20 protein-coding genes are annotated in these 26,001 nt (G+C 71.1%); 10 read left to right on the forward strand and 10 right to left on the reverse strand.

What is annotated here, in order from left to right; translation table 11 throughout:
• Positions 1-114: 114 nt before the first annotated feature.
• The 3 genes from OG842_RS15660 to OG842_RS15670 form a co-directional block, all read right to left on the reverse strand.
• Positions 115-1,785 (reverse strand): serine/threonine-protein kinase, encoded by a 1,671-nt coding sequence (locus OG842_RS15660; protein ID WP_328512276.1) that lies wholly within the window; start codon positions 1,783-1,785, stop codon positions 115-117.
• 131 nt (positions 1,786-1,916) lie between these two features.
• Positions 1,917-4,778: a protein kinase gene (locus OG842_RS15665; protein WP_266730305.1), complete on the reverse strand. Its 2,862-nt coding sequence runs from the start codon at positions 4,776-4,778 to the stop codon at positions 1,917-1,919.
• 231 nt (positions 4,779-5,009) lie between these two features.
• Complete coding sequence (locus OG842_RS15670; RefSeq protein ID WP_266730306.1) at positions 5,010-6,998, reverse strand: serine/threonine-protein kinase; 1,989 nt, start codon at positions 6,996-6,998, stop codon at positions 5,010-5,012.
• A 120-nt stretch (positions 6,999-7,118) separates the two neighbouring features.
• Here OG842_RS15670 and OG842_RS15675 point away from each other — a divergent pair, with 120 nt between their 5' ends.
• Positions 7,119-8,207 carry a serine hydrolase domain-containing protein gene (locus OG842_RS15675; RefSeq protein ID WP_266730307.1) on the forward strand — a complete coding sequence of 363 codons (1,089 nt, stop codon included), beginning with the start codon at positions 7,119-7,121 and terminating at the stop codon, positions 8,205-8,207.
• Here OG842_RS15675 and OG842_RS15680 read toward each other — a convergent pair.
• Positions 8,204-9,910 carry a glycerol-3-phosphate dehydrogenase/oxidase gene (locus OG842_RS15680; RefSeq protein WP_266730308.1) on the reverse strand — a complete coding sequence of 569 codons (1,707 nt, stop codon included), beginning with the start codon at positions 9,908-9,910 and terminating at the stop codon, positions 8,204-8,206. The genes OG842_RS15675 and OG842_RS15680 overlap by 4 nt on opposite strands.
• 258 nt (positions 9,911-10,168) lie before the next feature.
• On the opposite strand from OG842_RS15680, the gene OG842_RS15685 reads away from it, so the two are divergent.
• Both OG842_RS15685 and OG842_RS15690 read left to right on the forward strand, forming a co-directional pair.
• The gene (locus OG842_RS15685; RefSeq protein ID WP_266730309.1) at positions 10,169-11,431 is read left to right on the forward strand and encodes a nucleotide sugar dehydrogenase; all 1,263 of its coding nucleotides are present in this window, start codon (positions 10,169-10,171) and stop codon (positions 11,429-11,431) included.
• 104 nt (positions 11,432-11,535) lie between these two features.
• Positions 11,536-12,099: a hypothetical protein gene (locus OG842_RS15690; RefSeq protein WP_266730310.1), complete on the forward strand. Its 564-nt coding sequence runs from the start codon at positions 11,536-11,538 to the stop codon at positions 12,097-12,099.
• A gap of 70 nt (positions 12,100-12,169) precedes the next feature.
• Here OG842_RS15690 and OG842_RS15695 read toward each other — a convergent pair whose 3' ends face one another.
• The 4 genes from OG842_RS15695 to OG842_RS15710 form a co-directional block, all read right to left on the reverse strand.
• The gene (locus OG842_RS15695; protein ID WP_072486665.1) at positions 12,170-13,294 is read right to left on the reverse strand and encodes a GuaB3 family IMP dehydrogenase-related protein; all 1,125 of its coding nucleotides are present in this window, start codon (positions 13,292-13,294) and stop codon (positions 12,170-12,172) included.
• A gap of 104 nt (positions 13,295-13,398) precedes the next feature.
• Positions 13,399-14,904: an IMP dehydrogenase gene (gene guaB / locus OG842_RS15700; protein ID WP_266730311.1), complete on the reverse strand. Its 1,506-nt coding sequence runs from the start codon at positions 14,902-14,904 to the stop codon at positions 13,399-13,401.
• Between the two features lie 139 nt (positions 14,905-15,043).
• Positions 15,044-15,619: a sigma-70 family RNA polymerase sigma factor gene (locus tag OG842_RS15705; RefSeq protein WP_132904942.1), complete on the reverse strand. Its 576-nt coding sequence runs from the start codon at positions 15,617-15,619 to the stop codon at positions 15,044-15,046.
• Positions 15,620-15,906: 287 nt separating this feature from the next.
• Entirely contained in the window at positions 15,907-16,518 is a 612-nt protein-coding gene (locus OG842_RS15710; protein ID WP_003948568.1) for a response regulator transcription factor, read from the reverse strand.
• A 412-nt stretch (positions 16,519-16,930) separates the two neighbouring features.
• Between OG842_RS15710 and OG842_RS15715 the strand changes: the two genes are divergently transcribed.
• The gene (locus OG842_RS15715; protein WP_266730313.1) at positions 16,931-17,257 is read left to right on the forward strand and encodes a WhiB family transcriptional regulator; all 327 of its coding nucleotides are present in this window, start codon (positions 16,931-16,933) and stop codon (positions 17,255-17,257) included.
• A 130-nt stretch (positions 17,258-17,387) separates the two neighbouring features.
• On the opposite strand, the gene OG842_RS15720 is transcribed toward OG842_RS15715, so the two are convergent.
• On the reverse strand, positions 17,388-18,278 hold the full coding sequence (locus OG842_RS15720) for a LysR family transcriptional regulator (RefSeq protein WP_266730314.1): 891 nt from the start codon (positions 18,276-18,278) through the stop codon (positions 17,388-17,390).
• 108 nt (positions 18,279-18,386) lie between these two features.
• Between OG842_RS15720 and OG842_RS15725 the strand changes: the two genes are divergently transcribed.
• Both OG842_RS15725 and OG842_RS15730 read left to right on the forward strand, forming a co-directional pair.
• Positions 18,387-19,061, forward strand: coding sequence for an MOSC domain-containing protein (locus tag OG842_RS15725; protein ID WP_266733610.1), 675 nt, complete (start codon positions 18,387-18,389; stop codon positions 19,059-19,061).
• Positions 19,062-19,096: 35 nt separating this feature from the next.
• Positions 19,097-19,870, forward strand: coding sequence for an SDR family NAD(P)-dependent oxidoreductase (locus OG842_RS15730; RefSeq protein ID WP_266730315.1), 774 nt, complete (start codon positions 19,097-19,099; stop codon positions 19,868-19,870).
• An 8-nt stretch (positions 19,871-19,878) separates the two neighbouring features.
• Here OG842_RS15730 and OG842_RS15735 read toward each other — a convergent pair whose 3' ends face one another.
• Complete coding sequence (locus tag OG842_RS15735; RefSeq protein WP_266730316.1) at positions 19,879-21,408, reverse strand: right-handed parallel beta-helix repeat-containing protein; 1,530 nt, start codon at positions 21,406-21,408, stop codon at positions 19,879-19,881.
• A gap of 242 nt (positions 21,409-21,650) precedes the next feature.
• On the opposite strand from OG842_RS15735, the gene OG842_RS15740 reads away from it, so the two are divergent.
• From OG842_RS15740 to OG842_RS15755, 4 genes are all read left to right on the forward strand, one after another.
• Positions 21,651-22,742 carry a substrate-binding domain-containing protein gene (locus OG842_RS15740; RefSeq protein WP_266730317.1) on the forward strand — a complete coding sequence of 364 codons (1,092 nt, stop codon included), beginning with the start codon at positions 21,651-21,653 and terminating at the stop codon, positions 22,740-22,742.
• A 182-nt stretch (positions 22,743-22,924) separates the two neighbouring features.
• Positions 22,925-24,253: an ABC transporter substrate-binding protein gene (locus OG842_RS15745; protein ID WP_266730318.1), complete on the forward strand. Its 1,329-nt coding sequence runs from the start codon at positions 22,925-22,927 to the stop codon at positions 24,251-24,253.
• Complete coding sequence (locus tag OG842_RS15750) at positions 24,253-25,146, forward strand: carbohydrate ABC transporter permease (protein ID WP_266730319.1); 894 nt, start codon at positions 24,253-24,255, stop codon at positions 25,144-25,146. Before OG842_RS15745 ends, OG842_RS15750 begins: the two co-directional genes overlap by 1 nt.
• Positions 25,143-25,997 carry a carbohydrate ABC transporter permease gene (locus OG842_RS15755; protein WP_266730320.1) on the forward strand — a complete coding sequence of 285 codons (855 nt, stop codon included), beginning with the start codon at positions 25,143-25,145 and terminating at the stop codon, positions 25,995-25,997. Before OG842_RS15750 ends, OG842_RS15755 begins: the two co-directional genes overlap by 4 nt.
• Positions 25,998-26,001 lie beyond the last annotated feature (4 nt).

Here is a 26,001-nt window from a genome sequence, read left to right on the forward strand (position 1 = left end):
ACTTTGGGTACCCGTGGGTAACGGGTTTTCACAGTCCCCACAAACAAGCCAGCGATCACTGGCAACAAAGCCCCTGATCAGGAGCCCTTCCGTCAGGGAAGGGGTCGGGGGGCCTCAGCCGGAGCCCCCCGGCGCGCGCCAGCCGCGCAGCATCGTGTCGAACTGTGCCCGGGTCGTGTCCCAGTCTTCCGCCGGGCCCGTCATGTACAGCGCGTACTCCGGGCCGCCCTCCTCGCCGAAGTACATCTGGTCGATGGCGTGGCGCGGGCCCGGATGGTCCTTGGTCTCGGTCCAGGTGAACTCCCAGAGAGAACCCGGACGGTCCCGGTAGGTGTTGGAGTGCAGGGTCTTGCGCTCGTAGCCGGGGAGCCGCGTGGAGAGCTGCGTCTCCAGGCTCAGCATGTGCATGTACGGGTTGTCGAAGTCGGGCGCCGGGTCGATGCTGATCCGGATGTAGTGCACGCCGTTGTCCGGGGTGTAGTCGATCTGGTTGCCGTCCGCCCGGCGCTCCCAGCCCTCGGGCACGGTCAGGCTGAAGCCCTCGGGGTCCTCCACCCGCTTCCAGCCGTTGGGCACGTCCTTCACCTGTACGTCGGGCTTGTCCGACGGCGGGGCCTTGGTGTCGGTGCCGGTGTCGGCGCCGGGCTTCCCGGGGTCGACGGGCGCGTGCGTGCCCGTGCCGCCGCGCCCGGTGTTGTCCTCCGTCCGGTCGCCGTACTTCATCGCGGCGAGTCCCGCGCCGCCGCCGACCAGCGCCGCCGCCGCGATGACCAGGACCGCGGTGCGCCAGCGGCCGCGCCGGGCCGTCGGGGCCGGTGCGGCGGTGGTGGGGTGGGGCAGCTGGGTGGTGCCGGGGGCGGGCGGGCCGGACGGGCCGTCCTGGCCCAGGGAGCGCAGGACCTCGTCGGGGACGCTCTGCGTCGGTACGAACGCCTGCGCGGCCACGGGCTTGCGGCCCTCCATGGCCTCCAGCAGCATCCGCTCCGTCTCCTCGGCCGACGGACGCTCGTCCGGCTCCTTGCGGAGCAGCGCGGTGATCACGGGGGCCAGCGGGCCCGCCCGGCCGGGCGGCGGGGGCTCGTCGGTGACGACGGCCTGCATGGTGGAGATCGGGGACGTACGGCGGAACGGCGAGCGGCCCTCGACCGCGGTGTAGAGCGTGGCGCCGAGCGACCACAGGTCGGAGGCCGGTCCCGGGTCGGCGCCGCGTACCCGTTCGGGTGCCAGGTAGTCGATGGAGCCGACCAGTTCACCGGTCCGGGTGATGGTCGAGTCGCCCTCGATGGCGGCGATCCCGAAGTCGGTGAGCAGCACCTGGCCGTCCTTGGCGAGGAGCACGTTGCCCGGCTTCACGTCACGGTGCAGGACCCCCGCCCCGTGCGCGGCGCGCAGGGCGCTCAGCACATGGAGGCCGATCCTGGCGGCCTCGCGCGGCTCGATCTCGCCGGACTCCTTGGCGGCGTCGGCGAGGGACGGCCCGTCGACGTACTGCATGACGATCCAGGGCCGGTTGTCGTACTCGATCACGTCGTGCACGGTGACCACGCCCGGGTGCGTGATCCGGGCGGCCGCGCGGGCCTCCTTCTGCGTGCGGGCGTGCAGCACGATCCGGTCGGCCTCCGCGACGTACTGGCCGGCGGTCAGCTCCTTGACCGCGACCGTGCGGTGCAACACCTCGTCGTGGGCCCGCCAGACCTTGCCCATGCCGCCGCGCCCGAGGACCTCGCCCAGCCGGTACCTTCCGGCCAGCAACAGTCCCGCGTCCGTGCCCTGTGATCGATCCACGTATCCCCGCCCCGTTCCTCGGCTGCCAGATTACGGAGCGGACGCACGGCCACGGAACCTCGCACCGCCCACGAGACCGCACTGTGATGCTTGTCGCTCCCGCCTGCGCCCGGGAGTTGTACGGAGAGGATTCAGTGCGTCACGCGGTAGGAGGCGATGGCCTGTTCGTAGATGTCGGTCACCTTGTCGCGTCGGCTCTCCGGGCCGATGACCTGGATGACGTGGTAGCGGCCCTCGACGATCATCACGAGGTTGCGGGCGTACACCTCGCGCCCCGAGGCGTCCTGCCAGGTGAACTGGCCCTCCGCCATGGCCTGTCGCCCGACGTCGATCCGGCGCAGCCCGCTCGACCCCGACCAGCTGGAGTCGCGGAACGGCTGCAACTCCAGCTCCTTGCCCGCCTGGTACGCCAGCGGGTCGTCGCCGTTGGCCTTGACGGTGTCGCGGCCCGGGACGATCAGCAGGCTGAAGCCGTCGCTGCCGTAGCGGATCTGACGGTCCGCGTTGGCGGGGCTGCGCTGCCAGCCCTTGAGCACACCGACCTCGAAGCCCTCCTTGTCCTTGCGCAGGGTGTAGCCGGGGGCGAGCGCTACGGCGGAGCGGCTGGTCTGCGGCTGCTGGGCGCCGGGCGACCCGGAGGACTCCTGACCGCCGGACTCCCCCGTGCCGGGCTCCGGCGAACCGGATGCCGAGGAGGCCGGGCCCGAGGAGCCGCTGCCCGGTTCTTCGTCCGACTTGGGCATGAACATCACGGCGTACGCGATGGCCGCGGCGAGGACCAGCAGGATCAGCACCAGGAGCAGCCTCCCGAGCCGCCGCGGCGCCCGGCCCCCGCCCTCTTGGGGGCGGGGAGGGGTGCGCAGCGCCTTGGGGCCCTTGGGCTCACGCGGCGCCCGGGGGGCTCGCTCGGCCCTGGGCATGGCCAGCCCGGCCTGCGGGTCGTGCCTGTCGTGATGGTCGTGCCGGTCCTGGTGGTCCTGTCGGCCGGGCTTGTCCTTGGTGTGGCGGTGACGGCCGTGGGCCGCGCTCCGGCCGCGTCGCCTGCGGACCAGCTCGCCCCGGCGGCGTACGACGGGGAGCCGGGCCGTGTCGGCGGACGGCAGGGGGACGACGTCCAGACCGGCCTCGGGCTCGGGCGCCGACCGCACGAGGGAGCGCAGCCAGCCGCTCAGCTCCTCGAAGTCCGGCCGTTCGGTGGGGTCCTGGCGCAGCAGGGACTCGACGACGGGGCGCAGCGGACCGCACTCCTCGGCGAAGGCGGGCGGCTCCCCGCACACCATCTGGACGAGCTCGGCCGCGTTCTCCTCGGGGTAGGGGGCGTGGCCCTGGACGGCGCGGTAGAGCAGCGCGCCCAGCGCCCAGAGGTCGGTGGCGGGCCCGATCGGCGGTGCCAGCCGCCAGTTCTCGTGGACGGGGCCGGCCTGCTCGGGCGCCCAGCGCTCGGTGACCGCGCCGACCACGGCGATCCGGGTCTGCCGGGCGCGCTCGGCGGCGAGCGGGGTGGCGGGGCCCCGGTAGACGGAGTCCGTACGGTCGCTCGCGGACGCCTCGTCCCAGCGCCCCGGCTGCTGCTGCCGACCCGTGCGGTGCGCGGGCAGCGCCGGGGAGTCGCCGTGGCGCCGGGCGTCGGCGCGCAGGGCGTCCTCGCCCGAGCCCCCGGCGGGGACGGGGCGGCCGGAACCGGGGCCGTCGCTCCAGGAACCGGTGAGATACAGCCGCCGCGCGGGCGGCCGGCCGTCTTCGCCGTCGTCGTTGTCGTGGCCGCCGTCGTCCACGTCGTCGTAGGGATCCGCCGCGTACAGGTCCTTGGTGTGCGGATCGTCGGCGTACGGGTCGTCGGTGTCCGGATCGTCGGTGGCGTGGCTCCAGGGGGCGGCCGGACGCGGACGGCTGTGGTCCGGGTCGGACGGGTACCCGTCCTCCGGCCGTGCGGGACGCTGGACCGGCAGGCTTCCGGTGTCCTCCGCGTCGCCCGGACCGGCGTGCCGCCGGTCCTCGTTGACGCGTGCGGCGGCGCGGGCGCCCTCCCGGTAGGCGGCGATCGCCCCGGCGCGCTCGGCCCGCAGCTGTGCGGCGTCTCCCGGACCGCCGCCACGGGGGGCGTCGGGACCGTCGTCGCCCTCGTCGCCGTCGTCGTACGGGTCGTCGTCCGCGTACGGGGCGTCGTCGCCGTGGGGCGCGTCGGCCCCCCGGCCCGTCTCGATCGCCGCCGGACCGCGTGAGGCCGGCACCTCGGCCGGAGCGGCGGGCAGGGGCGGCATGGCGGGCGGAGGCGGCGCGAAGGCGCTCGCGGAGCCCGTACCCAGCGCCGGGCGGGCGAACTCGTCCTCGTGCCCGTAGCCGTAGCCGTCCTCGTCCCCGTAACCGCCCTGGCTCTCGCCCTCGTCCTCGTCCTCGTCGGGCTGCGGTGTCGTCACGTACCCGCAGAGCGCCTCCTCCGCCGCCCCGGCCGCGAGGCCGGTCAGCACGACCCTGCCGTCGTCGCAGATCAGTACCGTGCGGACGGTGATGTTCCGGTGGGTCCAGCCGTGGGCGTGCAACACGCGCAGCGCGGTCAGCACGTCGGAGCCGATCTCGGCGGCCCGGAAGGGGTTGAGCGGCCGTTCCGCGAGGAGCGAGGCGAGCGGGCGGGCCGCGACGAGTTCGCTCACGATCCAGAGCGAGCCCTCTTCGGCGAACACGTCGAAGACCTGGTCGAGCCTGGGGTGGTCGGGCACCTGGGCCGCCGCCTGCGCCGCCTCCACGGCGCGCCGGACCACCGGGTCGGCGGGAACGCGCACGGCCCGCCCGGCGGCTCGCCGGGCCCACGGGTCCGGATCCTCGGCGTCGAGCACCTCGGCGTCCACCACCTCGGGCAACGGCACCTGCCGGACCAGGACTTCCTGCCCGCTATAGGTATCGAACGCCCGGGTCTCGACCGTTTCGTACTCATCGTGCGGAGGCAACGGAAGGCGGTAGCGGTCGGCAAGCACCCGACCCGCGTAGTCGTCCACGACGCCTCCCCAGAGCGCGCTGTCCCCCCGGCCACGAAAGCCGGAATCGATCCATCAATTGCGGTCACTCACCGTGCAATTGACCCACCGTTCCAGCTGCGTACGGTCTTCAGGCTCTCACGATACGTGGCAAGTGCCGGACACGCGGCCGGGTCGGCGCATCCCGGCCCCCTCCGCCCATGGATCAGCCGGTGGCGCCGAAGCCCGAATGTCCGCCCGAAGCCTGGATGCTCAGTCGATGGGCTTGAACGTGTCGAACGCGGTCTTGCGCAACGTCCGGCACTCCTTGCTGTCCCACTCGTCGGTCCTGCAGCTGATCATGATCGCGTAGCCGTGCTCGCCGTCGACCTTGAAGCCCCGGTTGAGTACATGGACCCGCTGGCCGCGCTGGGTGCGCTCGAACTGCCAGTCGGCGACGGTCGGGTAGCCGTTGTACTGGACCTTGTTGATGCCGAGATGGTGGTAGCCGTTGCTGCTGGCCGCGACGGCGGCCTTCGCGGCGTTCCAGGCGGCGGCCGCGTCGCCGCCGGGCGAATCGGTGTAGTCGACCTGGATACGGGGGAAGCCGCCGCTGACGTTGTAGATGCCGCCGGAGTTCTCGCCCGCCGTGGTGTCGAAGCGGAAGTCCTCGGGCATGGCCATCTGGAAGTGGAACTTCTTGTTCGTGACCATCCGGAATCCGGCGGGCAGCGCGTCGCCCGGCTTGTCGCCCTTGCCGCTGCCCTTGTCGTCGCCCGTGCCCTTGTCCTCGCCCTGACCCTGGTTGCCGTTCTGGTCCTGGCCCTGGCCGTTGCCCTGGTCCTTGCCGCTGCCACTGCCGCTGTCGGTCTCCGGGGAGCCGCCGCTCGGCGCCGAGGGCCCGGCGGAGGTGGACTTGTCGTCCTTGCCGCCTTCGTTGCCCGCGTTGTTCTTGTCGTCCCCGCCGAGCGTGAGCGCGAGGACCGTGCCGAGCACGGCGAGCACGATCACGGCCGCGATGATCGCCAGGGTGCGGCGCGGCACCACGTCCGTGATGGACGCCCGGGTCGGGGCGGCCGGGGACGTGGCCGGGCGCGGCGACGGTACGGCCGCGGCGGCGGCAGAGGCCGGGGCGGTCGCGGGCTTGGCGGGGGTGCCCGCGCCGGCGGACGAGGGGGAGACCGACGGGGGTGCCGAGGGCGGGGGCGGCGTGGTGGTCGCCGCAGCGGCGGCCGGTGCCGCCTTCGCGTTCCGTACGGAGCGCAGGGCGCCCCGCAGCCGGTCCCGCGCGCCCTCGCCCTGTTCCGCGGCCTTCGGCGCCGCCTTGGCGCGGGGCTCGTCGGTCTTCCCGGGCAGCGCCATGACCTGGGTGGCGTCGGCGGGCGGCACCACCACCGGGTCCGGCTTCTCGGGGGCGTGGATCACATCGTTGAGCAGGGCACGGGCGCCCGCGTCGTCGAGCCGCTGCTCGGGGTCCTTGGCGAGCAGGCCGTAGATGACCTCCTCAAGCGGACCGGCGTTCTTCGGCGGGTCGAGCGGCTCGGTCATCACGGCGGTCAGGGTGGCGATGGCCGACCCCTTGTCGTACGGCGGGGAGCCCTCGACGCTGGCGTACAGCAGTCCGCCGAGCGACCAGAGGTCGGCGGGCGGCCCCGGCTTGTGACCGCGGGCGCGCTCGGGCGAGATGTACGAGGGGGCGCCGACGAGCATGCCCGTGGAGGTGACCGACGGGTCGCCCTCGACCTGGGCGATACCGAAGTCGGTCAGCACGACCCGGCCGTCCTCGGCGATCAGCACGTTGGACGGCTTCACGTCGCGGTGCAGGATGCCCTCGCGGTGCGCCGAGCGCAGCACGTCGAGGATGGCGAGGCCGACCTCGGCGGCGCGCTTCGGCGTCAGGACACCGTCCTCGCGCACGGCTTCGGCGAGGGACTTGCCCTCGATGAGCTCCATCACGATCCACGGCCGGTCGTCCTCGTCGACCACGTCGTAGACCGTCACCGCGCCGTTGTTGCGGATCCTGGCGATCGCCTTCGCCTCACGCAGCGTGCGCGTGATGAGCCGGCGCTTCTCGTCCTCGTCGATGGCCGTGGGGAACCGCAGTTCCTTGACCGCGACCGTGCGGCCCAGCGTCTCGTCGACGGCACGCCAGACCGTGCCCATACCGCCCCGGCCGAGCACCTCCCCGAGCCGGTAGCGCCCCGCAAGGAGACGTCCGTCCTTGTCCCGTTGGGGCTCCCGTGCCTGTTCCGCCTCCGACATGCGTCCCCTCTGCGATCAACCCGCCCTGGCAGAGCGTTCATTGTCCCTCACCCCGGCACGGGTCATGGTGCCGGGTCCACGGGCCCGCCATGATGTGCCCCGAGGAAGGGAATCCCCGCCATGCCGATACCCAGGGCACTGCTCGCCGCCCCGTTGCTGCTGGCGCTGCTCGGCCTGGGAACGGTGCCCCTGCCCAGCGAACCACACCTCACGCCCGCAGCCGCCTACCTTCCCCGGCTCGTCGCCGAGGGCGGTGCCCCCACGGCGGCGCTGCTGGCCCGCCGCGCCTCCACCGCACCGTACGACACCTATCGCTCGACAGGCCCCGGAATCCGGCGGGCGGACCGGTTCCGGGCGGGCAGCATCACCAAGACCTTCGTCGCCACGGTCGTGCTCCAACTCTCCCGGGAACGACGGCTCCAGCTGACGGACACGGTCGAGCGGCTGCTGCCGGGGCTGGTGCGCGGCAACGGCAACGACGGCCGCCGCATCACCCTGCGCGCCCTGCTCAGCCACACCAGCGGTCTCCACGACTACACCGCCGACCCATCCGCCCACCCCCTCACGGCCATCGCGGCGGTCCGCGTCGCCCTGACCCACCGTCCGACGAGCGCCCCCGGCCGCTACGCCTACTCCAACACCAATTACGCCGTACTCGGACTCGTCGTTCAACGGGTCACCGGACACAGCTACGCCACCGAGATCCGCAACCGCCTCATCACCCCCCTCCACCTCACGGGCACCTCCCTCCCTGGCTCCCGTACCACCCTGCCCTCCCCGCACGGCCGTGCCTACACCCGCGATCCGGCCGACGGCGGTCTGCGCGACGTCACCTCGCTGGACCCCCGCACGGCGGGCGCGGCCGGCGAGCTGATCTCCACGCTCGACGATCTGAACCGCTTCTACTCGGCCCTGCTGGGCGGCCGCCTCCTCGCGCCCGCCCAGCTGGCGATCCTGCTGAACACCCGGGCCACGCACGGCGTCTACGGACTGGGCATCTATCCGCAGAAGCTCTCCTGCGGCACCACCGTCTGGGGCCACAACGGCCACATAGCGGGCAGTTACGTCCGTACCGCCGCGACGCGCGACGGGCTCCACACCCTGACGTACCGCATCGACACGGACACGCTGGCCGACGCGCGGACCCTCGAACCCGCACTGCTCGAAGCGGAGTTCTGCGACCGGCCGGAGAATCCAGGGAGTTCCTAGATGGGCACGATGTCCGGTGCCCCGAGCCGCGCCGCGTCCGCCGTGAGGTCGTCCGGCTGGCGCTGCGACTCCCGCTCCGCCTGCACCCGCTTCTCGTAGTGCTCGACCTCCCGGTCGATCTGGCCCTCGTCCCAGCCCAGCACCGGTGCCATCAGTTCCGCGCAGAGCCGGGCGCTGCGGGTGCCCCGGTCGAAGGTCTCGATGGAGATCCGGGTCCGGCGGGTCAGTACGTCGTCGAGATGGCGGGCCCCCTCGTGCGAGGCGGCGTAGACGATCTCGGCCTTCAGGTAGTCGTCGGCCGAGGGCAGCGGCTCCCCCAGCACCGGATCGGCGAGGATCAGTTCGAGGATCTGCTCGGTCGCAGAGCCGTAGCGGTTGAGCAGATGCTCCACCCGGGCGACATGGAGTCCGGACCGGGCCGCGATCCTCGCCCTGGCGTTCCACATCGCCGGGTATCCCTCCGCGCCCAGCAGCGGGATCTCCTCCGTGACGCAGGCCGCCACCCGCTGGTCCAGACCGTGCACCGCCTCGTCCACGGCGTCCTTGGCCATCACCCGGTACGTCGTGTACTTGCCGCCCGCCACCACCACGAGGCCCGGCAGCGGATGCGCCACCGTGTGCTCGCGCGAGAGCTTGCTGGTCGCGTCGGACTCACCGGCCAGCAGCGGCCGCAGCCCGGCGTACACGCCCTGGACGTCGTCCCGGCTCAGGGGCGTGGCCAGGACCGAATTGACGTGTTCGAGCAGGTAGTCGATGTCGGCGCTGGACGCCGCAGGGTGTGCCTTGTCCAGGTCCCAGTCGGTGTCCGTGGTCCCGATGATCCAGTGCCGCCCCCACGGGATGACGAAGAGGACGGACTTCTCGGTCCGCAGGATCAGGCCGGTCGAGGAGTGGATGCGGTCCTTGGGGACGACCAGGTGAATGCCCTTGGACGCCCGGACGTGGAACTGTCCGCGCTCCCCTATCAGCGCCTGGGTGTCGTCCGTCCAGACCCCCGTCGCGTTGACCACCTGCTTGGCCCTGACCTCGTACTCACCGCCCGCCTCGACGTCCTCCACCCGGGCGCCGACGACCCGCTCGCCCTCGCGGAGGAAGCCGACCACCCGCGCACGGTTGGCCACGTGCGCACCGTAACCGGCGGCGGTGCGCACCAGGGTCGCCACATAGCGGGCGTCGTCCATCTGTGCGTCGTAGTACTGCAACGCCCCGACCAGGGCGTCCTTCCTCAGTGCCGGGGCGACGCGCAGGGCGTGGCGGCGGGAGAGATGGCGGTGCACGGGCAGGCCGCGGCCGTGGCCCGACGACACCGACATCGCGTCGTAGAGCGCCACGCCGGAGCCGGCGTAGAACCGCTCCCAGCCCTTGTGCTGCAACGGGTAGAGAAATGGCACCGGCTTCACCAGGTGCGGGGCCAGCCGCTCCAGGAGCAGCCCGCGCTCCTTCAGTGCCTCTCGGACGAGCGCGAAGTCGAGCATCTCCAGATACCGCAGCCCGCCATGGATCAGCTTGCTCGACCTGCTCGATGTGCCCGACGCCCAGTCGCGGGCCTCGACCAGCCCGGTCGAGAGCCCTCTCGTCGCCGCGTCCAGCGCCGTGCCGGCGCCGACCACGCCCGCTCCCACGACCAGCACGTCCAGTTCGCGCTCGGCCATCGCGGCCAGCGCCTCGGCGCGCTCCGCAGGTCCCAGTGTCGCTGTCCTCACTGCTGCCTCCCGGGTAGATCGGGGTGGTCCGGCACGGGGACGCGACCCGGCTCGACGGCCGGGGCGGCCCGCGCCCACCTCTCGATTCTGTCCGGCGTCCACGACTTCGGCCACCGCCTGTGGACAACACCGGGACGGCAGAAGCGCGCAATGCGACATACAGGTCATATATAAGCCTAGTGTGACATTGCGCTGTCCATAGCGGTTGCGCTTTCTGCCCTCATGGTCATAGTCCGACGGGAAGGACGGCCCATCCACATGCCCGCAGACCTCGCAGTCATCGGACTCGGCCACCTCGGCCTGCCGCTCGCCCAGGCCGCCGTGGCCGCGGGCGTGCAGACCGTCGGCTACGACACCGACCCACGCGCCTACACGGAACTCTCCGCGGGCCGCACCCCCGTCGAGGGATCGCTCACCGCCTCGGAGATCCGCCGGATGCTCTCGGGGGGCTTCCGGCCCACCACCAACCCGGCCGAACTGGGCCGGGTCCGTACCGCGGTGATCTGCGCGCCCGCCCCCCTCGGCGCCGACCGCACCATCGACCTCACCGCCGTCGGCGACGCCGCCCGCGCACTCGCCGCCCGGCTGCGCCCGCACACCACCGTGCTGCTCGAATCGGCCGTACCGCCCGGCACCACCGAGAACTACCTGCTGCCGCTGCTCGAAGAGGGCTCGGGGCTGCGCGCCGGCCGCGACTTCCACCTGGCCTGCTCCCCCAGCCGCCTCGACCCCGGCAACCGGACCCACGTCTACGCCAACACCCCCAAGGTCATCGGCGGTCTCACCCCCGCCTGCACCGAATCCGCCGCCGCCTTCTACGGCCGGCTCACCGACAAGGTCGTCCGGGCGCGCGGACCGCGCGAGGCCGAGATGACCAAGGTCCTGGAGACCAACTTCCGGCACGTCAACATCGCCCTGGTCAACGAGATGGCGGTGCTCTGCCACGACCTCGGCGTCGACCTGTGGGACGTCATCCGCTGCGCCGAGACCAAGCCCTTCGGCTTCCAGCCGTTCCGCCCCGGCCCCGGCGTCGGCGGCCACGGCGCACCCGTCGACCCGGGCTACCTCCCGTACAACAGCCGCACCCCCGGCCACCCCCTGCGGATGGTCTCGCTCGCCCAGGAGATCAACGGCCGGATGCCGCAGTACGTGATCCAGCGCTGCGCCACCCTGCTGAACGAACACGGCAAGTCCGTCCGCGGCGCCCGGGTACTGCTGCTCGGGGTCACCTACAAGCCCGACCTCGCCGACCAGGAGGGCTCCCCCGCCCGGGAGATCGCGACCAGGCTGATGGACATGGGTGCCCAGATCGGCTACCACGACCCGCACGTCCTGGACTGGCGGGTACGCGAGCTCCCGGTCCCGCGCGCCGACTCGCTGTACGAGGCGGCGTCCAGCGCCGACCTCACGGTGCTGCTCCAGCACCACCGGACGTACGACCTCCAGGGCCTCGCCGTGAAGGCCCAGCTCCTCCTGGACACCCGGGGAGCGACCCCGGCGGGGGCCGCACACCGGCTTTAAACATCTCTCCCCAGGATTTCGGTAGGAGATGTCACAGGCTGCTGCTAGCCTGCGGCGTCACTTCTCGCACAGTCGTGCGCTTCCGTCCCAGGGGGGATATCAACATGAGCCAGCCCGTGCCACCGAACCAGCCGCACGACGCCCAGCCCGGCGGCAACCCGTTCGCGGGCCAGCAGCCCGGCGCCCAGCCCGGCGGCAACCCGTTCGCGGGCCAGCAGCCCGGCGCCCCGTTCGGCGGCGCGCCGTTCACCCCGCCGGCCCCGGTACGCAACAACATCGGCCTCGGCCTGGCCGCCGCCGTCGTCGCGGCCGTCGTCGCCGCGGCCATCTACGGCGCCATCATCGGCGCCACCAAGCACGAGATCGGCTACGCGGCCGTGGGTGTCGGCTTCGTCGTCGGCTTCGCGTCGGGCAAGGTCGGCGGCCGCAACCCCGTGCTGCCGGTCGTCAGCGCCCTGCTCTCGCTGGTCGCCGTCTACTTCGGCCAGCTGCTCGGCGAGGCGATGATCGCGGCCAAGGAGCTCCCGGTCACCGTCTCCGAGCTGTTCTTCGACCACTTCAGCCTGCTGAACGAGGCGTGGAAGGCCGACTCGGACTTCATCTCGTACCTCTTCTTCGCCATCGCGGCGGTCGCCGCGTTCTCCGGCGCCAAGAAGGCCGCCGGCTAGTCGCGCGGACACATACGGGAGGGCCCGGACCGCCGCTGCGGTCCGGGCCCTCCCGTCATGCCGGGAACGATCAGCGGCGGTGCTGCGAGTCCGCCACCGTGACCTCGACGCGCTGGAACTCCTTGAGGTCGCTGTACCCCGTCGTCGCCATCGCCCGGCGCAGCGCGCCGAAGATGTTCATCGAGCCGTCGGGGGTGTGCGAAGGACCGGTCAGGACCTCCTCGGTGGTACCGACCGAGCCCAGGTCCACCAGCTTGCCGCGCGGAACGTCCTCGTGGACGGCCTCCATGCCCCAGTGCCGGCCGCGGCCCGGCGCGTCCGTCGCACGGGCCAGCGGGGAGCCCATCATCACGGCGTCCGCGCCGCAGGCGATGGCCTTGGGCAGATCGCCGGACCAGCCGACGCCGCCGTCCGCGATCACGTGCACGTACCGGCCGCCGGACTCGTCCATGTAGTCACGGCGGGCGCCGGCCACATCGGCGACCGCGGTCGCCATCGGGACCTGGATGCCGAAGACGTTGCGCGTGGTGTGCGCGGCGCCGCCGCCGAAGCCGACGAGGACGCCGGCCGCACCGGTACGCATCAGGTGCAGGGCGGCGGTGTACGTGGCGCAGCCGCCGACGATCACCGGGACGTCCAGCTCGTAGATGAACTGCTTGAGGTTGAGCGGCTCGGCGGCACCCGAGACGTGCTCGGCGGAGACCGTCGTACCGCGGATGACGAAGATGTCCACGCCCGCGTCGACGACGGCCTTGGAGAACTGCGCGGTGCGCTGCGGGGAGAGCGCGGCGGCGGTGACGACACCGGAGTCGCGCACCTCCTTGATGCGCTGCCCGATCAGCTCCTCCTGGATCGGCGCGGAGTAGATCTCCTGGAGGCGGCGGGTCGCCGACTCGACGGGCATCTCGGCGATCTCGTCGAGCAGCGGCTGCGGGTCGGCGTGCCGGGTCCACAGGCCCTCGAGGTTGAGGACGCCGAGGCCGCCGAGCTCACCGATGCGGATCGCGGTCTGCGGGGAGACCACGGAGTCCATGGGAGCGGCCAGGAACGGCAGCTCGAAACGGTAGGCGTCGATCTGCCAGGCGATCGAGACCTCCTTCGGGTCGCGGGTACGGCGGCTCGGAACGACGGCGATGTCGTCGAATGCGTACGCCCGGCGGCCGCGCTTGCCGCGCCCGATCTCGATCTCAGTCACGTGTGTGGCCTTTCCCTCTGCGTTTCAGCGCCTTCCAGTATCCCCGACATACGCGCCAGGGGCGGCCCCGGGAGTCCCGGGGCCGCCCCTGGCACCGTCGGCGGCTACTTGTTGCGGCTGTAGTTCGGCGCCTCGACCGTCATCTGGATGTCGTGCGGGTGGCTCTCCTTGAGCCCCGCGGACGTGATGCGGACGAAGCGGCCCTTGGTCTCCATCTCGTCGATGGAGGCGGCGCCCACGTAGCCCATCGTCTGACGGAGGCCGCCGACGAGCTGGTGCAGCACGTTGGCCAGCGGGCCGCGGTAGGGCACCTGGCCCTCGATGCCTTCGGGGACGAGTTTGTCGTCCGAGGCCACGTCGGCCTGGAAGTAGCGGTCCTTGGAGTACGAGCGGCCCTGTCCACGGGACTGCATCGCCCCGAGGGAACCCATGCCGCGGTACGACTTGAACTGCTTGCCGTTGATGAAGAGGAGCTCGCCGGGAGACTCCTCGCAGCCCGCGAGGAGGCTGCCCAGCATGACCGTGTCGGCACCGGCGGCGAGCGCCTTGCCGATGTCGCCGGAGTACTGCAGACCGCCGTCCCCGATGACCGGGACGCCGGCCGCGCGGGCGGCGAGAGCGGCCTCGTAGATCGCGGTGACCTGCGGGACGCCGATACCGGCGACCACGCGCGTGGTGCAGATGGAGCCGGGGCCCACGCCGACCTTCACGCCGTCGACACCGGCGTCGATCAGGGCCTGCGCGCCGTCACGCGTCGCGACGTTGCCGCCGATGACGTCGACGCCGACGCTGGACTTGATCTTCGCCATCCAGTTCAGCGCGTTGCTGTTGTGTCCGTGCGAGGTGTCGACGATGAGGAAGTCCACGCCCGCCCCGGCCAGCGCCTGAGCGCGCTCCAGGGCCTCGGGGCTCGCGCCGACCGCCGCGCCGACGAGGAGCCGGCCCTCGGCGTCCTTCGCCGCGTTCGGGTACTGCTCGGCCTTCACGAAGTCCTTGACCGTGATGAGGCCCTTGAGGACGCCCGCGTCGTCGACCAGCGGAAGCTTCTCGATCTTGTGGCGGCGCAGCAGCTCCATGGCGTCGACGCCGGAGATGCCGACCTTGCCGGTCACGAGCGGCATCGGCGTCATGACCTCGCGCACCTGGCGGCTGCGGTCGGACTCGAACGCCATGTCGCGGTTGGTGACGATGCCGAGCAGCTTGCCCGCCGGGTCGGTCACCGGGACGCCGCTGATGCGGAACTTGGCACACAGCGCGTCGGCCTCGGCCAGCGTCGCGTCCGGGTGCACGGTGATCGGGTCGGTCACCATGCCGGACTCGGAGCGCTTCACGAGGTCGACCTGGTTGACCTGGTCCTCGATCGACAGGTTGCGGTGCAGGACACCGACGCCGCCCTGCCGCGCCATGGCGATGGCCATGCGGGACTCGGTGACCTTGTCCATCGCCGCGGAGAGCAGCGGGATGTTCACGCGTACATTGCGGGAGATACGGGACGAGGTGTCGACCGCGTTCGGCAGCACCTCGGATGCGCCGGGCAGCAGCAGCACGTCGTCGTATGTCAGCCCGAGCGTCGCGAATTTCTCGGGCACTCCGTCGACGTTTGCAGTCATGACACCTTCCCCAAATGGCCTTAATCGGTGCGGATGTCCATGCTAACGGCCTCCGGGGGTGTCTCATTCCACGAGCAAGATCACCTGGAGGTTCTGTAGCTTCGTACGGAACCTCGCGGACGGCACCGACCGCATCCGCTCACTGCTCCGCGAGCGCCCGCAGCCTGCTCAGGGCCCGGTGCTGGGCGACCCGGACCGCGCCCGGCGACATGCCCAGCATCTGCCCGGTCTCCTCGGCGGTGAGCCCGACGGCGACCCGCAGGACCAGCAGCTCGCGCTGGTTCTCCGGGAGGTTGGCCAGGAGCTTCTTCGCCCAGGCGGCATCGCTGCTGAGCAGGGCCCGCTCCTCGGGCCCGAGCGAATCGTCCGGCCGCTCGGGCATCTCGTCGGACGGCACGGCCGTCGACCCCGGGTGCCGCATGGCGGCGCGCTGGAGATCGGCGACCTTGTGGCCCGCGATGGCGAACACGAAGGCCTCGAAGGGCCTGCCGGTGTCCTTGTAGCGCGGCAGCGCCATCAGCACCGCGACACAGACCTCCTGCGCCAGGTCCTCCACGAAGTGGCGAGCATCACCGGGCAGCCGGTTCAGCCGCGACCTGCAGTAGCGCAGCGCCAGGGGGTGGACATGGGCCAGCAGATCATGGGTGGCCTGCGCGTCGCCCTCGACGGCACGGTGCACCAGGGCACCGATCGCCGTCGTCCCGTCGTCGCGCATCGGACCATGGTGCCCCGGAGCCGCATCATCCGTGCCGCCGCGTCCGTAGTTGTGCACCGAAGCGTTATGAGCGGGTGCGCCGGAAGTCATGTCCTGCGCCCTCCCCTTCCGCTCGACCGAATCGTTCCCGAGGAACTCCACATCTCAAGGATGCGGCATCGGCCGGGAAGCGTCACATGGCGTCGGCGCGACGGGCTCCACCGGTCGGGCGGAACCCGTCGCGCGCATGTCGGTCACGTCGCCCCGCCCGCCGCTGCGCGGGCGGGGAATCGATCGACTGCCGGACCTCAGCGAACCAGGCCCCAGCGGAAGCCGAGCGCCACGGCGTGCGCCCGGTCCGAGGCGCCGAGCTTCTTGAACAGACGCCTGGCATGCGTCTTCACCGTGTCCTCGGAGAGGAACAGCTCACGGCCGATCTCGGCGTTCGAACGGCCGTGGCTCATTCCTTCGAGCACCTGGATCTCACGTGCGGTGAGCGTCGGCGCCGCACCCATCTCGGCCGACCGCAGCCGGCGCGGGGCGAGCCGCCACGTCGGATCGGCCAGCGCCTGGGTGACGGTGGCGCGCAGCTCCGCGCGGGAGGCGTCCTTGTGCAGATAGCCGCGGGCACCGGCGGCGACCGCGAGCGCGACACCGTCCAGGTCCTCGGCGACGGTCAGCATGATGATCCTGGCTCCGGGGTCGGCGGAGAGCAGCCGCCGGACCGTCTCCACACCTCCGAGACCGGGCATGCGTACGTCCATCAGAATCAGATCCGAACGGTCGGCGCCCCAGCGGCGGAGGACTTCCTCGCCGTTGGCCGCCGTCGTCACCCGCTCCACGCCGGGCACGGTCGCGACCGCGCGACGAAGCGCTTCTCGGGCAAGCGGGGAGTCGTCGCAGACGAGGACGGATGTCATGACCGTCCTCCGAAGCCGATGCGCGTCACCTTGAGCCTCCAGGCTGTTACAAGTCGTCACCTGTGCGGTTGACACTCTCGGACACCTGCCCGATCGCTTTTTCCGTCAACCGCCTCCGCCTTCTCAACGACGGTCACTCGAAAGAGTTACGGGCCGAGGAACCGAGTTCGGCACTCTACGTGAGGGGCCGCACACGGAGGAGAACGACGCGGATCATCCGATCGTCAACCGAACCTTCACATGAAGGTATGCCCCATTTAGCGGGTTTTCTTCCCTTTTGCTGGTGTCTGTGGATAGATTCGCAATCAGTCATATTTACATCTACTTACACAGCAGATGTACGGTCGTGGGCACGGTCGATGACGGACGACAACGACGTTTCCGACTCAGCAAGGTTTCGAGGGGACAAGCAATGGCAGATTTCTCCCGCCTTCCCGGACCCAACGCCGATCTCTGGGACTGGCAGCTGCTGGCGGCCTGCCGCGGGGTGGACAGCTCACTGTTCTTCCACCCGGAGGGTGAACGCGGGGCGGCACGGAGCGCCCGCGAGAACTCGGCGAAAGAGGTCTGCATGCGATGCCCGGTACGCGCCGAGTGCGCGGCGCACGCCCTGGCGGTGCGAGAACCCTACGGAGTGTGGGGCGGACTCACCGAGGACGAACGCGAGGAGCTCATGGGACGGGCCCGCAGCCGGCTGATCGCGGCCGCGGCACCGTCGGGCGCCCCGGGGCACGACTGATCCCGCCAGGCCCGCACAAAAAAGAGAAACGTTTCCGCGGCGGGGTCCTTCCGACCCTGGTCCGCAGGACAGGCCCCGGGAGGGCCGAACACCCGGCCATCGACTGGCGGCCGGGGTACAGGCAGGCCCCTCAGCGGGCGGCCGCCAGGGACAGCTGGTCCAGGGTGGCGGCCACCGCCGGGACCTGGGCCAGGTCGGGCAGGGTCAGCGCGACGATCTCGCGCTCGATGGCCGGCTCCACCGTCACGGTGCACGCGCCCTTGGGGCGTACGGACTCGATCGCCAGCTCCGGCAGTACGGCGACCCCGAGTCCGGCGCCGACCAGGCCGACCACCGCCGGGTAGTCGTCGGTGGCGAAGTCGATCCGGGGGGTGAAGCCCGACGCCTCGCAGACCTCCACGAGCTGGCGGCGGCAGCGCGGGCAGCCCGCGATCCAGGACTCCTCGGCGAGCTCGGCGATCCCCACCGTGGCGGAACGCGACAGCCGGTGCCCCTCGGGGACCAGGCCGATCAGCCGGTCGGTGAGCAGCGGGCGCACCACCAGGTCCTCCCATTCGGCGCCGGAGGCTCCGTAGCGGAACGCCAGCGCGATGTCGCAGTCGCCCTCGCGCAGCATCTCGACCGAGCGCGGCGGCTCGGCCTCCACCAGCGAGACCCGGGTGCCGGGGTGGGCGGCGCGCAGCGCGGCGAGGGCGCCCGGGACCAGGGTGGAGCTGCCGCTGGGGAACGAGACGAGCCGGACCCGGCCGGCCCGCAGCCCGGCGATGGCGGCGACCTCCTCCTCGGCGGCGGTGAGACCGGCGAGGATGCCCGAGGCGTGCCGGACGAGGGCCTCACCGGCCTGGGTGAGCCGCATCTCTCGTCCCGTACGGATCAGCAGCGTGGTGCCCGCCGATGCCTCCAGGGCCTTCATCTGCTGGCTGACCGCGGGCTGGGTGCAGCCCAGTTCGCGGGCGGCGGCGGAGAACGAGCCGGTGGCGGCCACGGCGCGCAGGACACGGAGATGACGGGCTTCGATCACCCTTCAACCATAAGCGGTTCTTGGATCGAATGTGAATAATTGGCGCACATCTTTGAGGGTGGAGTGGTTAGCGTTCTCGGTATGAAGTCCATGGAACCGACCGGGCCGATGCGGCTGCTGACCGTGAACACCGGGCGCCCGAAGGCCGCCTCCTGCACCGACGCCCCCGGCGGGGTGACCGGCATCGACAAGCGGCCGGCCGACGGGCCGGTCCGGGTCGCCGACCCCGGGCCCAAAGGCACCGGCGGCAGTGGTCTGGCCGGGGACTCGGTGTGCGATCTGCGCCATCACGGAGGATCGGACCAGGCGGTGTACGCCTTCGCCCGCGAGGAGCTCGACGCATGGGAGCGGGAGCTCGGGCGCCCGCTGGCCAACGGCGCGTTCGGCGAGAACCTGACGACCGGCGGGGTCGATGTGAGCGGCGCGAGGGTCGGCGAGCGCTGGCGGATCGGCGCGGGCCTGGTGCTGGAGGTGACGTCGGGCCGGATTCCGTGCCGTACGTTCGCCGGTCATGTCGGCGCGGAACGCTGGGTCAAGCGGTTCACGCAGGCGGCGGCTCCCGGTGCCTATCTGCGGGTGATCGAGCCGGGCGAGATCCGGGCCGGGGATCCGGTCGAGATCGTGCACCGCCCGGACCACGACGTCACCGTGCGGATGGAGTTCCTGGCCACCACCACGCGGCGCGACCTGCTGCCGGAGCTGCTCGCCGCCGGGGACGCGCTGCATCCCGAGGCGCTGCGCGCCGCTCTGAAGTACGCCGGGAAGCCGACGGCGGGCGGCTGATCGCCGCGCGCCGGACAGGCACTAACGTGCCGCGTATGACGACTGCACTGATTACGGGCGCGACCGCGGGGATCGGTGCCGCCTTCGCGCGGCGGCTCGCGGCGGACGGGCACAACCTGGTGCTGGTGGCGCGCGACACCGAGCGGCTGCGCGAGCAGGCGACGGAGCTGCACGACCGGCACGGCATCGAGGCGGAGGTACTGAGGGCCGATCTCTCCGAGGACGACGGGATCGCCTCGGTCGAGGACCGGTTGACGGACCGTCGCCATCCGGTCGACCTGCTGGTCAACAATGCCGGGTTCGGCAACAAGGGCCACTATCTGGACGTGCCCATGGCCGATGAGCTGAAGATGCTGAAGGTGCATTGCGAGGCGGTGCTGCGGCTGACCTCGGCGGCGGCGGCCGGGATGCGGGAGCGCGGCCGGGGCGGCGTGGTCAACGTGGCCTCGGTGGCCGCGTTCGTGCCGCGCGGCACGTACGGCGCGTCCAAGGCGTGGGTCGTGCAGTTCACCCAGGGCGCGGCGAAGGACATGGCCGGTACGGGAGTTCGGCTGATGGCGCTGTGCCCCGGGTTCGTACGGACGGAGTTCCACCAGCGGGCCGGGATGGGGACCGGCAACATCCCGGGCTGGATGTGGCTCGACGCGGACAAGCTGGTGGCGACGGCCCTGGCGGACCTGGCGCGCGGAAAGTCGGTCTCAATCCCCGATCCCCGGTACAAGGCGCTGATGGGGGTCGTGAAGGTGACGCCGCGCGGCCTGCTCGGAGGGATGACCTCCAAGACAGGCCGCAAGTACGGTCCTCAGTGAGCGGCGGGTTACCGGACCCCGCGGCCCGCGTAGGCGCCGATGTTGGGGGCGCCGGGCTTCAGTTCGTTGCCGAAGTAGTCCTTGCCGCCGTTGTTCTCGATGACGGCTCCGGCGGCGAGGGCGGGCGAGCCGGCGCCGAGCCGGAAGTCGGCCCGGAGCTTCGGGTCGGCCGTGATGCCGCCGGGGTTCGGCCGGGTCATGTCGATGCCGTAGAAGGCGTTGTGGTCGAAGGAGAGCCCGGGGGTCGGGTTCTTGAAGGCGTAGCCGCCGGTGCCCTCGCTCACGAAGATGTTGTTGCGGATGGACAGTTCGTGCTGGGTGGTGGCGGGGCTGCCGGCGTCGTCCTGGACGAGGTAGCCGGGGATCTGCTCCTTGTTGTGGAAGGTGTTGTTGTAGATCTCGGTGCCCAGGATCGGGCCCCAGCAGTTCTGGATGAGCCGGGCGCCGTCGTTGCGGCTGACGTTGTAGCGGGCGACCGTACCGATGGTCTTGGCGCCGCTGTACGGGCAGATCAGCAGGAAGCCGCCCTTGTTGTCGTGGCTGTAGTTGTACTGGAAGACGGTGTTCTGGGAGGCGCCGTCGGCGTCGAAGGACATGCCGTCGTGGGTGTTGCCGCCGCCGGAGACCTCGTTGTACTCGACGGTCGTGTCGTCGGTGTTGAAGGTCCAGATGCCCGCGTTGGCGGAGGGCGAGCGGAGCTGGAAGCCGTCGACCCGGTTGTGGTCGACGCGGGCGCCGCTGGTGGTGTCGAGCTTCATCCCGTCGCCGGCCAGGGACTTGAGCGTGTTGTGGTGGATGCGGACCCCGGTGCTGGGCGTCCACTCCCCCGGGTACACGTTCGGGTCCTGCTGCTGGCCGACCAGGTCGCGCTTGGAGAAGGTCGACTTGAAGTAGATGCCCTCGCGGTCGACGTCCTCGATGCGGTTGTGAGAGATGTCCAGACCGTCGTACCAGCTGGCCTTCGTCTTTCCCTCGACCGCGATGTGGATCGCGCTGGAGCCGGAGACCGTCTTGTAGTCGCCGCCGCGCACATCGTGGATGTAGAGGCCGGAGATGTCGAAGCCGCGGGCGACGCCGTAGTCGGTGAGGCGGAGGCGGACGCCGTTGCGCTCGCTGCCGGGGTTGTCGGCGTTGGTGATCTCCAGCGCCTTGAGGTGCACGTACTGCGTGTTGGCGAGCAGGACGACGTCATGGGCGCCCGCGCCGTCGAGCCTGGCTCGGGCCGGGCCGCCGCCGTAGTCGGCGATGGTGAACGGGGCGTGGGCGGAGCCGGAGCCGGCGGGTGCGAGGGTGCCGGTGCAGGTGGCGCCGCGCTTGAACAGGAGCCGGTCGCCGGGGCCGTAGGTGTGCGCGTTGGCCTCGGCGAGCGAGGTCCAGGGGTGTGCCTTGCTGCCGGTGGCACCGGCCGGGTCCGCGGCGCAGTCGACGTGGAAGGTACGGCCGGTGGGCGCGGCCTGCGCGGCGGTCTGGCTCGCGACGGTCAGGCCGCCCGCGGTGGTCAGGGCCGCGAGCGCCGCAGCGGTGAGGCGATGTCTCACAATTCCTCCGTACGAACAGTCAGGGTCGGGGCGGACGGTCGGGGTGGGGGTGGACCGTCGGGGTGGGACGGGACGCGTCCGCATCGCCGGGAATCCTGGACTCGGATTGATCGAACGTCAATGGATCACGTTTGAATGATCGAAACTCCCATCGTTCGATCACGTTGGTCTAGGGTCGGACAACGGCCGCCGGCACCGGCCGGACCGGGGGCCGGGCCACACACTGCGAGGGGACTGCTGCCGTGCGCGAGAGTGCTGCTGAACGTCATGACCGCCTGCTCGGGCTGGTACGGGAACGGGGTTCGGCCCGGGTCTCGGACCTGGCCTCGCTGCTGGGTGTCTCACCCGTCACGGCGCGCCGTGACGTGGAGGAGCTGGCCGGCCGCGGCCTGCTCGACCGGGTCCACGGATCGGTGTCCTGGCCGCAGGACGCCGCCCCGGGCGCCGCCGCCGGGCCCGGCGCCACGGGCAGCGGGCTGGTCCTCGGCATGCTCGCGCCCTCGTCGACCTACTACTTCGCCGAGGTCATCCGCGGGGCCCACGAGGCCGCCGCCAGGGCCGGGGCCAGGCTCATCCTGCGGATCTCCGACTACCGGCCGCAGGAGGACCACGCCCGCACCGAGGGCCTGCTCTCCGCGGGCGCCGAGGGGCTGCTGATCGCGCCCGGCTGGCAGGACCCGGGCGACCCCGCCGCGTTCGGCGACTGGATCGCCTCGCTGCCCGTGCCGACCGTGCTGCTGGAACGCAGGCCCACCGCGGGCTCCCCGCTGGACGGCCTGGACCGGGTGTGCTCGGACCACGCGCACGGCGTGCTGTTGGCCGTCCGCCACCTGGTGGAGCTCGGGCACGGGGCGCCGCTGCTGATGGCCCGCGCGGACTCCCCGACCGCCGTCGCGGTGCGGTCCGGGTACGCGGAGGCGCTGGCCGTGCTCGGGCTGAGCGCACCGCAGGACGTGATCGATTCCGTACCGGCCGAACTCGCCCCGGACGCCTTCGAGGAGGCGGTGCGGGCGCTGCGCGAGGCGGTCCTGTCGGGGGTGGCGACGGCGGCGCTGATCCACAACGACGTGGACGCGATCCAGGTGGTGCAGCGCCTGGCCGAGCTGGGTGTGCGGGTGCCGGAGGACCTGGCGCTGATCGCCTACGACGACGAGGTGGCGGCCCTCGCGGACACCCCGCTCACGGCGGTGGCGCCACCCAAGCGCGAGGTGGGCCGCCATGCGACGGAGCTGCTGGTGGAGCGGCTGGGCCAGAGCACGGGCGCTCCCCGGCGGCATCTGACGCTGCTGCCGCAGCTGAGGGTCAGGGACTCGTGCGGGGCGCGTCTGCCGTAGGCGCGCCGGAGCGGGCGCTCCCGCGGCCCTCGCACCCGATTTCGCAGGATATCTCATACCCTTCCGTACGCAACTTATCTGATCTTTTTTCGATCAATCGATCTTTCGCTCTTGACTTCGGTCACGACTGGTCCAAGGATCACGGCCAACGCCAATGTCGCCGCCAGTTCAGGAGCCTCGCTGTGAGCCGCAGTCCGAGCAGAACGTCCCTCGCCGTTGTCGGCACCGCCACCGCCCTCGCCCTTCTCACGGCCTGTGGCGGCAGCGGTGACGACGACTCCGCCGCCGGAAGCGACGGCAAGCCCGTCAGCATCACCTTCTGGGGCTGGGCCAAGGGATCCAAGGAGGTCGTTGACGCGTTCAACGCCTCGCACAAGAACATCAAGGTGGTGTACGAGGAGATCCCGTCCGGCAACGCGGGCGGTTACGCCAAGATCTCCAACGCGGTGAAGGCGGGCAACGCCCCCGACCTGGTCTCCATCGAGTACCCGCAGCTTCCGGAGTACGTCAGTCAGGGCGCGCTCCAGGACATCGGCCAGTACTTCACCGAGGACATCCGCAAGAAGCTGCTGCCGCAGGCGGTCGAGCTGACGACGCTCGGCGGCAAGAACTGGGCCGTTCCGTTCGACGCCTCGCCGCAGTCCTTCTACTACCGCAAGGACCTCTTCGAGAAGTACGGCGTCGAGGTCCCCAAGACCTGGGACGAGTTCCGCAAGGCCGCCGAGAAGATCAAGAAGGCCGACAAGAAGGCCCGGATCGGCACCTTCTTCCCCGATGACCCGACCACGTTCCAGGCGATGGCCTGGCAGGCCGGCGCCCAGTGGTACAAGCCCGAGGGCGACACCTGGAAGGTCAGCACCGCCGACGCGGCCACCAACAAGGTCGCCGACTACTGGCAGGGTCTGCTCGACGACGACCTGATCCGCTCCAACGCCTCGTTCAGCCCCGAGTGGACCAACTCCCTCAAGAACGGCGGCACCGTCGGCTACCTCGGCGCCGCCTGGGGCGCGGGTGTCCTCAAGGGCACGCTGCCCGAGCAGAGCGGCAAGTGGGCCGTCGCCCCGATGCCCAGCTGGGACGGCAAGCCCGCCAGCGGCATGCTCGGCGGCTCCACCTTCGCGGTGACCAAGACCAGCAAGAAGGCGAAGGCCGCGGTCGAGTTCGCCACCTGGATGTCGACCACCGAGGAAGGCATCAAGGCCCGCATCGAGTCCGGCACTTCGAGCGCCTTCCCGGCCGCGGCCGCCCTGCGCCCGGTCGCCAAGAAGTCCTTCGACGCCGGGTTCTACGGCGGCGAGGACATCTACCAGGTGTTCGAGGGCGCCGCGACGTCGATCGGCCAGAACTGGAGCTGGGGCCCGACGACCGGCACCACGAACACCACCATGAAGGACCAGTTCGGCAAGGTCGCCAGCGGTGGCACCACCATCAAGGACGCCGTGAAGGCCGGGCACGACGCCACGGTCGCCGAGCTGAAGAAGCGCGGTCTGAAGGTCGAGGACGCAGGCTGATGAAGCGCGCCCGGACGACCAGAGCCGCCGCCATCCTGCTGGGGCCCTTCTTCGTACTGTTCACCGTGGCCATGGTGCTGCCGATCGGTTACGCGGTCTGGCTCAGCCTGTTCACCGAGAAGCAGTCCGGCCTGGGCTTCGGCGGCACCGAGACCGTCTTCAGCGGACTCGACAACTACACGGCGGCCCTGGGCGACCGGGCGTTCCGCGAGGGCTTCGGCGTACTCCTCGGATACTGCCTGTTCTACATTCCGCTGCTGCTCATCGGAGCCCTCGCCCTCGCCCTGCTGCTGGACTCCACGCTGGCCCGGGCCCGCCGGTTCTTTCAGCTCGCGCTCTTCCTGCCGCACGCCGTGCCCGGCATCATCGCCGCGCTGATCTGGGTGTACCTCTACACACCGCAGCTCAGCCCGGTGGTCAGTGCCATGGAGTCCGGCGGGATCGGCTTCGACTTCTTCTCCCCCGAAGGCGCCCTTCCCTCGGTCGTCAACATCGCCCTGTGGGAGTGGCTCGGCTACAACATGGTGATCTTCTACGCCGCGTTGCAGGCGATCGACCGCTCCGTGCTCGAAGCGGCGACGGTCGACGGGGCCGGCGCCTGGCGCGTCGCGCTCAGCATCAAGGTTCCGCTGATCCGCGCCTCCGTCGTGATGGTCGCGCTGTTCACGGTCATCGGCTCGCTCCAGCTGTTCACCGAGCCGCTGATCCTCAACAAGGGGACCGGCTCCGCCGTCACCTCCACCTGGACGCCCAACATGTACGCGTACACCGCGGCCTTCGAACGCAACGACTACGGTCTCGCCGCGGCCGCCTCCATCCTGCTGGCGCTCACGGCCGCGCTGCTGTCCTTCGTCGTCACCCGCTTCACCGGCCGGAAGGGCAAGAAAGCATGAACTCCCCCGCCTCCCGCAGCCGCTGGATGTCGAAGACCGCAGTCAACGGCTTTCTCCTGCTCGCCGTCGTCTACATGCTCTTCCCGCTCGTCTGGCTGGTCACCGCCGCCACGAAGGACACCGGCGGCCTGCTCGCGGGCAACGCCTTCTCCTTCGAGGGCTTCAACCTCGGCGAGAACCTGTCGAACCTGGCCTCCTACGGCGACGGCATCTACTTCCGCTGGTACCTCAACAGCCTCATGTACGCGGGCGGCGGGGCGATCGTCTGCTCACTGATCTGCGTCGCCGCGGGATACGCCTTCGACAAGTACGAATTCCGGGGCAAGGAGAAGCTGTTCGCCCTCGTGCTGATGGGTGTGCTGGTGCCCACCACGGCGCTCGCCCTGCCGATGTACCTCCTGGCCTCCAAGACCGGCCTGGTCAACACCTACTGGTCGGTGCTGATCCCGGTGCTGGTCAACCCGTTCGGCGTGTATCTCGCCCGGGTGTTCAGCACCGGCTACATACCGAACGAGGCCCTGGAGGCCGCCCGTATCGACGGGGCCGGCGAGCTGCGCGTCTTCTGGTCCATCGGACTGCGCATGGTCATGCCGGGCTTCGTGACGGTCTTCCTCTTCCAGTTCACCGCGATCTGGAACAACTTCTTCCTCCCCCTCGTGATGCTCTCGGACCGCAAGCTCTTCCCGCTGAGCCTCGGTCTGTACTCCTGGAACACCAACACCCACGGCGAGCCGAGCTTCTACCCGCTCGTCGTCACCGGGTCCCTCCTCGCCGTCATCCCCCTGATCGTCGCCTTCGTCTCGCTGCAGCGGCACTGGAAGGCCGGACTGACCGCCGGCAGCGTCAAGTGACCTC

It is taken from the genome of Streptomyces sp. NBC_00376, from assembly GCF_036077095.1.
Lineage (GTDB): Bacteria > Actinomycetota > Actinomycetes > Streptomycetales > Streptomycetaceae > Streptomyces.

What these genes read in the sequence shown, in the direction of transcription:
- OG842_RS15670 (WP_266730306.1), bottom strand. Translation starts at nt 6,998, where the DNA reads ATGTCGGAGGCGGAACAGGCACGGGAGCCCCAACGGGACAAGGACGGA.
- OG842_RS15675 (WP_266730307.1), top strand. Translation starts at nt 7,119, where the DNA reads ATGCCGATACCCAGGGCACTGCTCGCCGCCCCGTTGCTGCTGGCGCTG.
- OG842_RS15685 (WP_266730309.1), top strand. Translation starts at nt 10,169, where the DNA reads ATGCCCGCAGACCTCGCAGTCATCGGACTCGGCCACCTCGGCCTGCCG.
- OG842_RS15690 (WP_266730310.1), top strand. Translation starts at nt 11,536, where the DNA reads ATGAGCCAGCCCGTGCCACCGAACCAGCCGCACGACGCCCAGCCCGGC.
- guaB (WP_266730311.1), bottom strand. Translation starts at nt 14,904, where the DNA reads ATGACTGCAAACGTCGACGGAGTGCCCGAGAAATTCGCGACGCTCGGG.
- OG842_RS15705 (WP_132904942.1), bottom strand. Translation starts at nt 15,619, where the DNA reads ATGCGCGACGACGGGACGACGGCGATCGGTGCCCTGGTGCACCGTGCC.
- OG842_RS15710 (WP_003948568.1), bottom strand. Translation starts at nt 16,518, where the DNA reads ATGACATCCGTCCTCGTCTGCGACGACTCCCCGCTTGCCCGAGAAGCG.
- OG842_RS15715 (WP_266730313.1), top strand. Translation starts at nt 16,931, where the DNA reads ATGGCAGATTTCTCCCGCCTTCCCGGACCCAACGCCGATCTCTGGGAC.
- OG842_RS15725 (WP_266733610.1), top strand. Translation starts at nt 18,387, where the DNA reads ATGCGGCTGCTGACCGTGAACACCGGGCGCCCGAAGGCCGCCTCCTGC.
- OG842_RS15730 (WP_266730315.1), top strand. Translation starts at nt 19,097, where the DNA reads ATGACGACTGCACTGATTACGGGCGCGACCGCGGGGATCGGTGCCGCC.
- OG842_RS15750 (WP_266730319.1), top strand. Translation starts at nt 24,253, where the DNA reads ATGAAGCGCGCCCGGACGACCAGAGCCGCCGCCATCCTGCTGGGGCCC.
- OG842_RS15755 (WP_266730320.1), top strand. Translation starts at nt 25,143, where the DNA reads ATGAACTCCCCCGCCTCCCGCAGCCGCTGGATGTCGAAGACCGCAGTC.